This is a genomic window from Cellulomonas sp. PSBB021, assembly GCF_002240455.1.
Taxonomy (GTDB): Bacteria; Actinomycetota; Actinomycetes; order Actinomycetales; family Cellulomonadaceae; genus Cellulomonas; species Cellulomonas uda.
Genome location: NZ_CP021430.1, coordinates 2,473,864 through 2,488,137 on the forward strand (window position 1 = coordinate 2,473,864; position 14,274 = coordinate 2,488,137).

The following is a 14,274-nucleotide window of genomic DNA, read 5'->3' on the forward strand; positions in this document are numbered from 1 at the left end:
GTGTCGTGCTGTGGTGCGTCAGGCGGGCTGCAGGCCCGATCCGCCGTCACCGGACGCCGCGATCGGCGGCGCTGCGGGCAGGTCGCGGCCCGAGCCGGGTGTGCCGGCCGAGACACCGGCACCCACCGGCTCCTTCCCGACCGCGCCGCGCTCGACGCCCTCGAACGTGAACTCCCCGAGCAGACCCTCGCCGACCGCGTCGACGATGACCTTCTGCCCGGACTTGAGCTCGCCGAACAGGATCTTCTCCGACAGCGCGTCCTCGATGTCGCGCTGGATCGCGCGACGCAGCGGGCGGGCACCCAGGACCGGGTCGTAGCCCTTCTCGGACAGCAGCTTCTTGGCCGCGGGCGTGATCTCGATGCCCATGTCCTTGTCCTTGAGGCGCTTGTCGAGCTTGGCGATCATCAGGTCCACGATCGCGAAGATCTCCGGCTGCGAGAGCTGCGGGAAGACCACCACGTCGTCGACGCGGTTGAGGAACTCCGGACGGAAGTGCGTCTTGAGCTCGTCGTTGACCTTCGCCTTCATGCGCTCGTAGTCCGTCGCGAGCTCGCCGCCGGCCTGGAAGCCGGTCATGACGCCCTTCGCGATGTCCCGCGTGCCGAGGTTCGTCGTCATGATGATGACGGTGTTCTTGAAGTCGACCACGCGGCCCTGCGAGTCGGTCAGGCGACCGTCCTCGAGGATCTGCAGCAGCGAGTTGAAGATGTCCGCGTGGGCCTTCTCGACCTCGTCGAACAGCACGACGGAGAACGGCCGGCGGCGCACCTTCTCGGTGAGCTGACCACCCTCGTCGTACCCGACGTACCCGGGGGGCGAGCCGAACAGTCGCGAGACCGTGTGCTTCTCCGAGAACTCGGACATGTCGAGCTGGATCAGCGCGTCCTCGTCACCGAACAGGAACTCCGCGAGCGCCTTGGCGAGCTCGGTCTTCCCGACGCCCGTGGGGCCGGCGAAGATGAACGACCCACCGGGGCGCTTCGGGTCCTTGAGGCCCGCACGCGTGCGGCGGATGGCCTGCGAGAGCGCCTTGATGGCGGCGTCCTGGCCGACGACCCGCTTGTGCAGGTTCTCCTCCATGTGGAGCAGCCGGCTGGACTCCTCCTCGGTGAGCTTGAAGACCGGGATGCCCGTGGCGTTCGCCAGCACCTCGGCGATCAGCTCCTCGTCGACCTCCGCGACAGCGTCCAGGTCGCCCGACTTCCAGGCCTTCTCCTTCTCCTGGCGCTTGAGGCCGAGCTGCTTCTCCTGGTCGCGCAGGCGCGCGGCCTTCTCGAAGTCCTGCTCGTCGATCGCCGACTCCTTGTCGCGACGCGTCGCGGCGATCTCCTCGTCCAGCTCGCGCAGCTCCGGCGGGGCCGTCATGCGGCGGATGCGCAGGCGCGCGCCCGCCTCGTCGACCAGGTCGATCGCCTTGTCCGGCAGGTACCGGTCGTTGACGTAGCGGTCCGCGAGCGTCGCGGCCGCGACGAGCGCGCCGTCCGTGATCGAGACGCGGTGGTGCGCCTCGTAGCGGTCACGCAGACCCTTGAGGATCTCGATCGCGTGCTGCAGGTTCGGCTCGCTGACCTGGATCGGCTGGAAGCGACGCTCCAGAGCCGGGTCCTTCTCGACGTACTTGCGGTACTCGTCGAGCGTCGTCGCGCCGATGGTCTGCAGCTCACCGCGCGCGAGCATCGGCTTGAGGATCGACGCGGCGTCGATCGCACCCTCGGCGGCGCCCGCGCCGACGAGCGTGTGGATCTCGTCGATGAACAGGATGATGTCGCCGCGCGTGCGGATCTCCTTGAGCACCTTCTTCAGGCGCTCCTCGAAGTCACCGCGGTAGCGCGAGCCGGCCACCAGCGCGCCCAGGTCCAGCGTGTACAGCTGCTTGTCCTTGAGCGTCTCGGGCACGTCGCCGCGCACGATGTCCTGCGCGAGACCCTCGACGACCGCCGTCTTGCCGACGCCCGGCTCGCCGATCAGGACCGGGTTGTTCTTGGTGCGGCGGGACAGCACCTGCATGACCCGCTCGATCTCCTTCTCGCGCCCGATCACCGGGTCGAGCTTGGTGTCGCGCGCGGCCTGCGTCAGGTTGCGCCCGAACTGGTCGAGCACCGCCGAGCCCGAGGGCTGGCCCTCCTGCGGCCCGCCCGCGGCCACGGGCTCCTTGCCCTGGTAGCCGGAGACGAGCTGGATCACCTGCTGGCGCACGCGGTTGAGGTCCGCGCCCAGCTTGTTCAGCACCTGGGCGGCGACTCCCTCACCCTCGCGGATGAGCCCGAGCAGGATGTGCTCGGTGCCGATGTAGTTGTGGCCGAGCTGCAGCGCCTCGCGCAGCGACAGCTCCAGCACCTTCTTGGCGCGCGGCGTGAAGGGGATGTGGCCCGAGGGCGCCTGCTGGCCCTCGCCGATGATCTCCTGCACCTGCGCGCGCACGGCCTCCAGCGAGATCCCGAGCGACTCGAGCGCCTTGGCCGCGACACCCTCACCCTCGTGGATCAGGCCCAGGAGGATGTGCTCGGTGCCGATGTAGTTGTGGTTGAGCATCCGCGCCTCTTCCTGGGCGAGGACGACCACGCGACGGGCTCGGTCCGTGAATCTCTCGAACATGTGCACTCCTCACGAGCGGCGTGCTCGTCGCCCTGACCCGGCTTCGGTGGGGAGCGCCAGGGGCCGACGACGATGCGGCGTTGTTCGATGCTAACGGCGGCACCCCGGCCGATAGGCCCGTGTTCGCCGCAGGCGTGAAAGCCCACGCCGCCCCGCTGCGCCCCGGGAGGACGACCCCACGAGGACGGTTGTCCACACCAGGCGGACGATCCCACCCGCCGCATGTCCGAGTTGGGTACTTTTTCCGCATGTCCCGCCTGCCCGCCGCGCTGATGCTTGCCCTGGCGACCCTCACCCTCGCCGCCTGCACCGACGGCGGGCCCGAACCCGAGAGAGCTGTCACCGTGGCCGCAACCGCCGCGACGACCCCACCGTCGACAGCGTCGGCCTCGACGACGACCGCGCCGTCCCCGTCGGCCGCGCCGACGAGCAGCGCAGGGCCGGACCAGGACATGACGACACCGCCTCAGCCACCTGCCGCCCTTGTCGGCGCTGCCACCGAGGACAACGCGAAGGCCGTCGCGCGGTACTTCCTGTCACTGGTGCCGTACGTCTTCGCCACGGGCGACCTGTCGACGTGGGACCAGCTCAGTGGCCCCGAGTGCAGTTTCTGCGACAGCATCGCGGCGACCGCCAAGGAGATCCACGGCAAGGGCAACCACGGCACCGGCGGTGCGCTCGAGCTGAACTTCACCTCGGCGTTCGCGTTGGAAGACGGCCGCTTCGTCGTCGGGATCGAGTACCTCGAGACGCCGTCCCGGACCGTCGCGTCCGATGGGTCGGTCGTCGAGGACTTCCCGGACACCTACAGCATGAAGGCGAACTTCGAACTCCGACGCTCGTCCTCGTCCTGGGTCGTCGACGGCGTCGAGGTGGACGAGTGGGCCGGCAAGCAGTGAAGGGCCTCGGCCGCCACGCCGTCCTCTGGGCGGCTGCGGCGATCGTCGTGCTGGTCACCGCGGGCGCGACCCCGGAACCGCCCCTTCCTCGTACTCGCGTCGGCGAGGACGTGGTGGAGCGCCTGGGAGATGCTCTCGGGGTGGGCGTGCCCCGACGACCTGCTGCCGCAGTTCAGCCAGGAGGACCTCCGGCGACTGACGATCGAGCCGCTGACCGCGCACCGCCAGCCTTCTGGTGAGGAGGCGCTCGTGAACAAGCCGCTGATCGTCTACGCGGACGCCGAGCACCGCACGTTCCGCACCGACCTGTTCGGCTTCGGGATCGACGTCGACGTCTACCCGGTCGAGTACACGTGGGACTTCGGCGACGGGCAGACCCTCACGACGGTCGACCCCGGCTCCCCTTACCCCTCGTTCGACGTCGCGCACACCTACTCGCAAGAGCTCACCGCAACCGTCACCCTCACGACGGCGTGGGAAGGGAAGTACCGCGTCGACGAGGACCCGGACCACGAATGGCGCGACATCCAAGGGACCGCCCACACGACGACGCCGTTCGAGCCGTTCGACGTCATCGAGCTCCGCAGCACGCTCGTCGGGTGACATCCGGTTCCTCGGGGCTCATCGGTAAGGGTTGAGAGATGGCTGTTCATCGACGAGATCCGCACCCTCGTCGGTGCGGATGGCGCTCGAGAACGCGCCGTAGCGCCCCGCGAGGACGCTTGTCCACAACCCGACGGACCACCCCACCCGCCGCATGCCTGAGTTGGGTAGTTTGCGCGCATGTCCCGGACGCCCGCCGCGCTGCTGCTCGCCCTCGCGACCCTCACACTCGCTGCCTGCACCGACGCGAGCCCGCAACCCCTCGGGACGACACCGCCCGTGACCGCGGTCACCACCACCTCGACGCCGGAGGCGTCCCCGACGACGCCGGCTCCGTCGCCTGGTCCCACGACGGACCAGCAGGAGGTCACCATCCCACCCGAGCGTCCTGCCGCGCTCGACGGCCCGGCGACCGAAGAGAACGCGAAGGCCGTCGCGCGCTACTTCCTGTCGCTCTTCCCGTATGTCGTCGCCACCGGGGACCTCGCCGACTGGGATGCCCTGAGCGGACGACCGTGCACCTATTGCTCGAGCGTTCGCGACTTCGTCACCGAGATTCATGGGGCCGGGAACCACGGCGAAGGTGGCGCCTTCGAGCTCGGCTTCACGTCGGGCTTCGACATGGGTGGCGGAGAGTTCGTGGTCGGGGTCGAGTACATCGAGACGCCGTCGCAAACGGTCGCGGCCGATGGCACGCTCGTCGAGGACTTCCCCGAGACGCTCTCGTACAAGGCGAACTTCAGCCTCGCCTGGACGGGCAGCCGGTGGGTCGTCAACGGTGTCCAGGTCGATGACTGGGCCAAGAACTCGTGAGCACGACTCGTAGGGCCGCCTTCGTGCTCGCCGCGGCCGCCGCGATCGTCGCCGCGACGCCCACCCTGGCCTCGGCCAAGTCGCAGATGGGCGAGGACAAGGTCGTCCTCGTCGACGCGTTCGAAGGGGAGCAGGAGCTGCGTTCCTGGAAGGCCAAGCCCGATCCCCTGAAGCAGTACGCGCGTGCACCACTGTGCAACGTGAACTCTGAGTACCTGACGCCGGGCATCGACGGTCCCTGCGGCCCACCGAACGGCACGGTCCAGGTCCCGTGGTGCGAGGGGGAGGCGCCCGTCGAACCCCTGTGGGTCCGGACTCGGCCGACGCCGACGAGTGACGACTGGACACTCTGGCAGATGCGGGCCGGATGGGCTTGCCCTGATGACCTCCTGCCCGCGCTGACCGAGCGCGACCTGCGTCGTCTCACGATCAAGCCGCTCACAGCGCATCGCCAACCTGCCGGCACGGAGGCGTTGGTCAACAAGGCGCTGATCGTGTACGCCGAACCCGAGAACCGCACCTTCCGCACCTCACTGCTGGGCTACGGCATCGACGTCGAGGTCTACCCGGTGGCGTACACGTGGGACTTCGGTGACGGCGCGGTGCTCGAGACCGACGACCCCGGCGCGCCCTACCCGTCGTTCGACGTCGCGCACGCCTACTCGCAAGAGCTCACCGCAACCGTCATCCTCACGACGACGTGGGAAGGGAAGTACCGCGTCGACGAGGACCCGGACCGCGAATGGCGCGACATCCAAGGGACCGCCCACACGACGACGCCGTTCGAGCCGTTCGACGTCATCGAGCTCCGCAGCACGCTCGTCGGGTGACGGTCCCGCGAGGACGTCGCCGGCCGGACGGGGGACGATGGGACGAGTAGGTCGAAAGGACCCCGTGCCGGGCGTCCGGCTCGCCATACTCGGCACGTGAAGACCACCTACCGCGCGCTGCTGTGCCTGGCGCTCATCGCAGGGTTCTACGTCACGGCAGCGCTCGTGTTCCTCGGGATCCTCGCGGTGGGCGTCGCGCTGATCTCCTCGGGGCACACCATCGGGGCCAAGCTCGCGATCTTCGCGCTGGCCGCGGCGTTCGGGTTCGTCGTGACGATGCGCAAGGTGAGCAAGGCGCAGACGCACGAGCCCACGGGGGTCGTCCTGACGCGCGAGGCCGCACCCGAGCTGTGGGCGACGGTCGAGGAGCTGGCGAGCGCCGCGCGCACGAGCGTCCCGCGCGAGATCCGCCTCGTGCACGACCTGAACGCGTTCGTCTCCGAGGACGCGCGGGCGCTCGGGCTCGTCGCGGGGACGCGGCGCCTGTACGTGGGCCTCCCGCTCCTGCAGGCGCTCGACGTCGCGCAGCTGCGCTCGGTGCTCGCGCACGAGCTCGGGCACTACTCGCACGGTCACACGCGTCTCGCGCCCATCGCCTACCGCGGTCGGCAGGCGGTCGGCGCCGCGGCCGCGGAGGTCACAGGCGTCGCCGGTTGGGTGCTGCGCGGGTACGGGCGGCTGTACCTGCTCGCGTCCGCCGCGATCAGCCGCCGCCAGGAGCTCGAGGCGGATGCCGTGTCGGTGCAGGTCGCCGGGCGGGAGGTCGCGGCCGGCACGCTCCACGAGCTGGAGGTGCTGTCGGTCGCGTGGCGGTTCTACTTCGACCGGTACGTCTCCGACGCGTGGGAGGCGGGTCTGGCGCCGACGAGCGACGAGTTCTTCAGCGGGTTCGCCGCGCTGCTCGCGGCCCGCCGGGACGAGCTGGACCGGCTGCGCACGCTCGCGCCGTCGGACGAGCAGGCCCGGTGGGACAGCCACCCGTCGACGGCGGCCCGGGTGGCCGCGATGGAGCTGGCCGAGAACCCGGTCGTCCCGCGGGACACGCGCCCGGCCGGCACGCTCGTCCGCGACCTGCCGGCCCTGACCGGGATGCTCGCCGAGGCCGTGGTGCGGTACGCCGACCGTGAGCGCCTGCCTTGGCACGAGCTCACGCCGCGAGCCCGGGCGGCGAGCGCGCAGCACACGGCCGACATCGTGTTCCGCGCCGTGGGCCGGCGGCTCGGGGTCGAGGTCGGGTCCTTGGCGGGCCTGCTCGACCTGACGGAGCAGGGGCGGCTCGACGAGGTCCTGCTCGACCTCGGGATGGACGCCGCCGCAGACCCCGACGAGACGGGCGCGACCCCCGCGACGGCGGTGTGGGAGGCGGTCCTGCGGTGCGCGCTCGTCGAGGGCGGGGCCGCGCGGTGGGAGCACCGCTGGGACGCGCGCGACCCGTTCGTCGGGCCCGACGGCGCGCCCTTCGACCTGCGGCCGCTCGCGCTGCTCGGCGGGCAGGGCCCGAGCGGCGCGTCGGAGCTGCGGGCGCAGCTCGTCGCGCTCGGGGTCGAGCTCGACGCGGTCGCCGCGTCCGCGGAGGCGGACGCCCGGGGTGCGGCCGTGGTCGCGGGTGTCGCCAACGTCGTCGTCGGCCGCGACCACTTCGACCTGCTCGTCCTGACGCACGGGCTCGTCCTGGTGCCGTGCCCGAAGCGCTACCAGGAGGGCCGCAAGCGCCTGCGCGCGCTGGCCGCGAGCGCGTCACCGGCCGAGCTCGCCGCGCGGAGCTGGTTCGTGCCGTTCGAGGACGTCGTCGCGGGCCGTGTCACGCGGCGCTTCCCGGTCCGGGTCGCGTTCGACCTGCACGACGGCACCACGCTGGCGCTCACGACGAAGCTGGACAGCCAGGAGTTGGCCTCGGGCAGCAGCCTCGCGCTGGCCGACGTCGCCAAGCGGTTCGCCGCCCAGCCGGTCGGGGCCTGAGCCCGACCCCGACCCGAGACCTCAGGGGAACCCCACCTCGGAACCGGGGGTATCCCGGATGTCCCTGTTCGCCCCTTGTGCGGGAGCGTTTCCTCGGCGCACGGTCCGCGCCGTCTCCTCTCCCTCACATCGACGCAGTCCAGGGGGCGTGTCATGGTCAAGGTCGCCGGGTGGGTCACCCACCGGTACGTGAAGTACGTCGTCATCGTGTTCTGGCTGGGCGCGCTCGCGCTGCTCGGCCCGCTCGCGGGAAAGCTCACCGACGCGCAGGACAACGACGCCGGCAGCTGGCTCCCGAAGGACGCGGAGTCCACGCAGGTGCTGGAGCGCGCCGCCGCGTTCGTCCCGGAGGACACCGCACCGGCGGTCGTCGTCTACGAGCGGCCCGGAGGTCTGACGGCGCAGGACGAGCAGGCGATCGCCGACGACGTGCGCGCGTTCGGCGCGGTCGAGCTGCTTGCGGGCGAGGTCGTCGGGCCGCAGGTCTCGCAGGACGGCGAGGCCGCGCAGGTGATCGTGCCGGTGTCCATGGAGGACTGGGACCAGTCGATCGACGTGGTCGACGCGCTGCGCGCCGCGGGCGCGGACAACCCCGAGGGGCTGGCGCTGCACGTGACCGGGCCGGTCGGGGCGTCGGCGGACTCGGCGGCGGCGTTCGAGGGCATCGACTCGACGCTGCTGTACGCCGCAGCCGCGGTCGTCATCGTGATCCTGCTGCTCACCTACCGCAGCCCGGTGCTGTGGCTGCTGCCCCTGGTCTCGGCGGGAGTCGCGCTGACCGTCGCGCAGGCCGTGGTGTACCTGCTGGCGGAGAACGCGGACCTCACCGTGAACGCGCAGAGCGCGGGCATCCTCACCGTCCTCGTGTTCGGCGCGGGCACCGACTACGCGTTGCTGCTCACCGCGAGGTACCGCGAGGAGCTGCGCAGGAACGGTGACCGGCACGCCGCGATGGCGGTCGCGCTGCACCGGGCGAGCCCGGCGATCATCGCGTCCGGCGCGACGGTCGCGGCCGGGATGCTGTGCCTGCTGTTCGCGACGATGAGCTCGACCGCCGGGCTGGGGCCGGTGGCGGCCGCGGGCATCGTCGTCTGCCTGCTCGTCATGCTCACGCTCCTGCCGGCGCTGCTCGTCACGGTCGGCCGCTGGGTGTTCTGGCCGCGCGTGCCGCACCTGGGCGACGCCGAGCCGACCGAGCACGGCTTCTGGGCGCGCGTGGGTGACCGCATCGCGCTGCGGCCGCGACGCACGTGGGTCGGGACGTCCGTGGTGCTCGTCATCGCGTCGTTCGGGGCCCTGCAGCTCAACGCGACGGGCCTGTCGACCGAGGAGTCGTTCACCACCGAGCAGCCGTCGATCGTCGGCGAGCAGGTGCTCGTCGACCACTTCACGGGTGGCGTCGGGACGCCCGTCGTCGTGCTGGCGCACGCGTCGGCGGCCGACGACGTACGCGCGGCGTTCGCGGGCGTCGAGGGCATCGACCCGACGAGCGTCACCGAGCCCGTCGTCGCGGACGGCACCGCCTACCTCGAGGGCACGCTCACCAGCGAGCCGGACTCCGAGGCGGGCTTCGACACCATCGACCGCGTCCGGGACGCCGTGCACGCGGTGCCGGGTGGGGACGCCGTGGTCGGCGGGGAGACCGCGATCAACCTGGACGTGCAGCGCGCGTCGGCCCGCGACAACCTCGTCGTGATCCCGATCATCCTGCTCGCGGTCCTGCTGATCCTCGTCGCGCTCCTGCGCTCGGTCGTCGCGCCGCTCGTGCTCATGGGCACGGTGATCCTGTCGTTCGGTGCGGCCATCGGCGTCTCGGCGCTCGTGTTCCGCCACGTGTTCGACTTCGCGGGCGCCGACTCGTCGTTCCCGCTGTTCGTCTTCGTGTTCCTGGTCGCGTTGGGCATCGACTACAACATCCTCCTCATGACGCGCGTGCGTGAGGAGGTGCAGCGCGTCGGGCACCGCCGCGGCACGCTCATCGGCCTCGCCGCGACCGGTGGCGTGATCACGTCGGCCGGGCTGGTGCTCGCGGGCACGTTCGCGACGCTCGGCACGCTCCCCGCGGTCGGGTTCGCGGAGATCGGGTTCGCCGTCGCGTTCGGCGTGCTGCTCGACACGCTCGTCGTCCGCTCGGTGCTCGTCACGGCCCTGAACCTCGACATCGGCCCGCGCATGTGGTGGCCGAGCCGCCTGGCCCGCCGGCCCGAACCGGAGCCCGCGGTGGTCGCGGAGCGGGTGCCCGAACCGGTCGCCTGACCCACCCGAGAACGGTCCCGCCCCCGCCCACGCGACCCGTGGCGCGGGGGCGGGTCCGTCCTCAGTGCGTGTAGTCCGGCCCGACCTCGCGCGCCCAGGGCGTGTCAGGCTGCAGCGACCAGACCTGGGCACGGTCCGGCCCGTCGTACGCCTGCACGCTCACCTCTGCGAGCAGCAGCCGCTCCGGGAGGTGAGCCTGCGCCCAGGCGACCACCGCCGTCACGTCGCGCGCACCCTCGACCACGTACGTGGCCTCGGTGTCGATGTCCGCCAGCTCGCCCTCGACCGGTCCTGTCAGGAACGTCACGAAGTAGGTGGGATGGACATCGGCGACCCGCCCCTCGGGCAGCCGTCCCAGAACAGACGAGAGACTCTCGATCATCCCCGCAAACACCCCGACCTCGTACTCGAGAAGACAACCCCGTCCGGCGCGATACCTGAGGGGACCGTGCTCGTGACCACGTTCCTCCCCTTCCAGGTACCGCACCCCGAGCCGCCCGAGTTCATGAGCGGCACGTACCAGGTGTGCTTCGTGCCATCCGTCTTGATGCTGAATGTTCCATACCTCGTCGCACGCACGACACCGTCCTTGGTCAAGGTCCCGTTCATATGCACCTTGACGACGTTCTCGAGACCGACGCCGTACTTCTTGCACTCACCGCGGACCTTGTAGATGACTCCACCGGCCCCGTTCGAGTAGTGGGGCTTGTCGGACCACAGGTTGCACACGATGAAGCCGATCTTGATGAGCGGCCCACCCGCGTCCGCCTCTCCTCCGATCCGGATGGAGATCACGTCGGAGCCGGTGTCCGCGTCGAGATCGGATGTTGCGGAACTAGGCTCGGCGCCGCCAGCGCCGATTGTCGGCGACTCCTCTGTGCTGCTCGCGGCATCGGCGCTCCAAGCGACTTCGTCGGCGGCCACGCTCGCGCTGGGCAGAGCGAGTCCAACCACCAGCGCAGCACATGCCGTGAGAATCAATCGGGATCTCATTCGACCACCTTTCCCCTGACGTCCGGTTCGCTCCGGTTCGCCCTGAAGGTAGTGACGATACGAAGACGCGGCGATCCGCTGTCCACAGGCCTTGGTGCCCGAGGCGTCAGGCCGTGAGGCGCGGCGCCATCGACTCCATCTGCTCGAGCACGAGACGGATCGCGGCGGGCTGCTTGTCCGGCGGGTAGTCGTGCTTGACGAGGAGCCGCTTGATCGACGAGCGCAGCTTCGCTTTCACGTCGTCGCGGACGGTCCAGTCGGTCTTGACGTCGCGGCGCATGATCGTGACGAGCTCACGGGCGATCTGGGCGAGGACGTCCTCCCCCTGGAGCTCGACGGCCGACTCGTTCGACGCGACCGCGTCGTAGAAGGCCAGCTCGTCCTCGTCGAGCGGCGGCGAGAAGTGCGCGCCGCGGCTCGCTTCGCGCGCGACGTCGCGGGCGAGCTCGATCATCGCGGCGATGACCTCGGCCGACGTGAGCTGCGCGTTGGTGTAGCTGTTCATCAGCTCGGCCAGACGCTCGGAGAACGCACAGCGCCGCACGAGGTTGTGTCGCGTGGCGGTACGGGACTCTGCCTCGATGAGTGCGCGCAACGCCTCGATCGCCAGGTGGGGGCGCTCGGATGCCTGGGCTTGTGCCAGGAACTCCGGCGTCAGGTCGGACAGAGCGGGCCGAGGCATGCCGGCCGCCGTGTAGATGTCGAGAACCTCGGTCGACTGGACGACGCCCGCGAGGAGCTGGTTGAGCAGGCGCTGGACGTCGTCGGGCACGGGCTCTCCGCGAGCCTGTCGGTCCTCGGCGTCGAACTTCCCGATCCAGACGCGCACCTCCTCGAAGAACTGCGCGTCCGGCCGGCGGGCGTGCAAGGCGTCCGCGCGGCCCGCGATCGCCCACGCGCGAGCGAGCCGGCCGGCCTCGCGCCGGTACGCCGCGACGCGCGACTCCTCGCCGTCGCTGCTGGTGACGGGCGGGGTGTCGGGGCGTCGCAGGTAGTCGACGGCGCCGAGCACGGCGGCGACGTAAGCCCGACGATCACCCTGCCGAAGCCGGGCTCTCCAGTCATAGCCGTCCAGGAGGGTGTCGAGTCGGTCGAGCAGCTGGCCGACGAGGTCGACCGCCTCGTCGACCGGACGCCCCACGGGCCTCGTCTCCTGGTCGCTGACCGTGTACTCGGCGAGCGCTGCGTGAAGGTTGTCGGCCAGCGGCGCGTAGGCGACGAGCAGACCATCCTGCTTGCCGCGGAACGTGCGGTTCACACGGGCGAGCGTCTGCATGAGCAACGCACCCTTGAGGGGACGGTCGAGGTAGAGGGTGTGCAGCGGGGGCGAGTCGAACCCGGTGAGCATCATGTCCTTGACGATGACGATCTCGAGCTCGTCGTCCGGGTTCTTCAGCCGCTGCTTGACCACCGCGTTCGCGGAGTCCCGCCGCACGTGCTGGGCGACGGGCATCGTGTCACTCGCCGAGCCCGAGTAGACGACCTTCACGCGTCCCTTCTCGAGCTCGTCGGAGTGCCAGTCCGGTCGGCGTTCGACGAGGGCGCTGTACAGCCGCGCACAGATCTCCCGCGTCGCGCAGACCACCAGGGCCTTGCCGGAGATGAACGGAGTCTCGGGTGTGCCGAGCGCGGCACCCATCGAGGCGCGTCGGTCCTCCCAGTGGGCGACCAGGTCGTCAGCGAGCATCGCGATCCGCGCGGGGGCCCCGTAGACGGCGTTGACGACGGCGACGGACTTCTCGATCCGCTCTCGCTCGGTGTCGTCGAGACCGGAGGTCACCTCGTCCGCGGCGCGGTCGATCGTGTCCTCGTCGACCTCGTCGGCCCACCGCACCTTCACGAGGCGGGACTCGAAGTGCACGGGGACGGTCGCGCCGTCCTCGACCGCCCGTGTGAGGTCGTGGATGTCGATGTAGTCGCCGAACACCTCCCGCGTGTCCCGCTCAGCGAACGCGACGGGCGTACCCGTGAACGCGATGAGCGTCGCGCGGGGCAGCGCGTTGCGCAGGTGCCAGGCGTACCCGTCGAGGTCGTCGTAGTGGCTGCGGTGCGCCTCGTCGACGATGACGACGATGTTGGACCTGTCGGACAGCAGCGGGTGCGCCGCCCCTGCGTCGCGCTCGTCCTTGGTGCGGGAGAACTTCTGCAGCGTCGTGAAATAGATGCCGCCGGACATGCGGCCGCGCAGCTCGGCGCGCAGCTCCTCGCGGCGGACCACCTGTTGGGGCTTCTCGGGGAGCAGCAGGCTGCGCGCGAAGCCTTGGTACAGCTGCCCGTCGAGCTCGGTGCGGTCGGTGACGACGACGATCGTCGGGTTCGCCAGGCGCGGGTGCCGCAGCACCTGGTTGGCGTACAGCTCCATCTCCATCGACTTGCCGGAGCCCTGGGTGTGCCAGACGACACCCGCCTTGCCGTTGCTGCCGACGGCCGCGATCGTCGCCGCTATCGCTTTGTCCACGGCAAAGTACTGATGGGGTTTCGCGATCCGCTTGGTGAGACCGTCGTCTCCGCCGTCGAACGCGACGTACCCGTTCAGCAGTTGAAGGAAGCGGGGCTGGTAGGCGAGCCCGTCGAGCAGCACGTCGAGTGCCGACATCCCGTCCGCGGTGTGCTCCGCACCGACGACCGCACCGACGTCGTCCACGTTCCACGGCGTCCAGTGGTGAAGCGGGGTGAACGGGGTCCCGTACCGCGCGGTGATGCCGTCACTGATCACCGCGAGGACGGCGAACCGGAACACGAGCGGAAGCTCGCGCACGTAGGTCTCGATCTGTGCGTGTGCGCTGGCGAGGCCCGCGTTCGCCGAACCGGCGCGCTTCAGCTCGATCAGGACCACGGGCATGCCGTTGAGGTAGAGAACGACGTCGAAGCGCCGTTCGACGTCGCCGCGGACCACGGTCACCTGGTTGGCGGCGAGCCAGTCGTTGCGGTCCGGGTCGACGTCCACCAGACGGATCGTCGGGGTCTGCTCGCGTCCTTCGTCGTCGATGTACGTCAGGCCCCGGTAGCCCTCCGTGAGGAAGCGATGGATGCGGTAGTTCTCGGTCAGCGCGTCCTGCGACGACGGCGCGAGGATCTCCGCCATCGCCTGTTCGAGGTACCCGACGGGGACGGACGGGTTGAGGTCTCGCAGGGCGCGGCGCAGGCGGGACGGGATGACGAGGTCGTCCCAGCTCTCGCGCTCACCAGAGCCGGGTGCGATCTGCGGGCCGCGCGCAACGCGCCACATGAGGGGCTCCGCGAGCGTCTCGAGCGCGAGCTGCTCCCACGCGTCCTCGGACATGGTCATCGCACGCTCGCTCCCGCCTGCTGGGTCATCGGCC

At 70.5% G+C, this 14,274-nt stretch carries 10 protein-coding genes; 6 read left to right on the forward strand and 4 right to left on the reverse strand.

The window, feature by feature from the left end; genetic code table 11:
* Positions 1-18 precede the first annotated feature (18 nt).
* Complete coding sequence (locus tag CBP52_RS11285) at positions 19-2,598, reverse strand: ATP-dependent Clp protease ATP-binding subunit (protein WP_094181028.1); 2,580 nt, start codon at positions 2,596-2,598, stop codon at positions 19-21.
* Positions 2,599-2,846: 248 nt separating this feature from the next.
* Between CBP52_RS11285 and CBP52_RS11290 the strand changes: the two genes are divergently transcribed.
* From CBP52_RS11290 to CBP52_RS11315, 6 genes are all read left to right on the forward strand, one after another.
* Positions 2,847-3,497 carry a DUF6318 family protein gene (locus tag CBP52_RS11290; protein ID WP_094181029.1) on the forward strand — a complete coding sequence of 217 codons (651 nt, stop codon included), beginning with the start codon at positions 2,847-2,849 and terminating at the stop codon, positions 3,495-3,497.
* A gap of 129 nt (positions 3,498-3,626) precedes the next feature.
* Positions 3,627-4,100, forward strand: coding sequence for a hypothetical protein (locus tag CBP52_RS11295; RefSeq protein WP_094181030.1), 474 nt, complete (start codon positions 3,627-3,629; stop codon positions 4,098-4,100).
* 180 nt (positions 4,101-4,280) lie between these two features.
* Positions 4,281-4,913, forward strand: coding sequence for a DUF6318 family protein (locus tag CBP52_RS11300; RefSeq protein ID WP_094181031.1), 633 nt, complete (start codon positions 4,281-4,283; stop codon positions 4,911-4,913).
* Positions 4,910-5,743 carry a hypothetical protein gene (locus tag CBP52_RS11305; protein WP_157732585.1) on the forward strand — a complete coding sequence of 278 codons (834 nt, stop codon included), beginning with the start codon at positions 4,910-4,912 and terminating at the stop codon, positions 5,741-5,743. The genes CBP52_RS11300 and CBP52_RS11305 overlap by 4 nt, the downstream gene beginning before the upstream one ends.
* Before the next feature lie 96 nt (positions 5,744-5,839).
* Positions 5,840-7,702, forward strand: coding sequence for a M48 family metallopeptidase (locus tag CBP52_RS11310; protein WP_094181033.1), 1,863 nt, complete (start codon positions 5,840-5,842; stop codon positions 7,700-7,702).
* Between the two features lie 153 nt (positions 7,703-7,855).
* Complete coding sequence (locus CBP52_RS11315) at positions 7,856-9,958, forward strand: MMPL family transporter (protein WP_094181034.1); 2,103 nt, start codon at positions 7,856-7,858, stop codon at positions 9,956-9,958.
* Positions 9,959-10,019: 61 nt separating this feature from the next.
* Here the strand turns inward: CBP52_RS11315 and CBP52_RS11320 are convergent, their stop codons facing one another.
* The 3 genes from CBP52_RS11320 to CBP52_RS11330 form a co-directional block, all read right to left on the reverse strand.
* Complete coding sequence (locus tag CBP52_RS11320; protein WP_157732586.1) at positions 10,020-10,340, reverse strand: hypothetical protein; 321 nt, start codon at positions 10,338-10,340, stop codon at positions 10,020-10,022.
* Positions 10,337-10,882, reverse strand: a complete 546-nt coding sequence (locus CBP52_RS11325) for a hypothetical protein (RefSeq protein WP_157732587.1) — start codon at positions 10,880-10,882, stop codon at positions 10,337-10,339. Before CBP52_RS11325 ends, CBP52_RS11320 begins: the two co-directional genes overlap by 4 nt.
* 175 nt (positions 10,883-11,057) lie before the next feature.
* Positions 11,058-14,240 (reverse strand): type I restriction endonuclease subunit R, encoded by a 3,183-nt coding sequence (locus CBP52_RS11330; RefSeq protein ID WP_094181037.1) that lies wholly within the window; start codon positions 14,238-14,240, stop codon positions 11,058-11,060.
* Between the last annotated feature and the right edge of the window lie 34 nt (positions 14,241-14,274).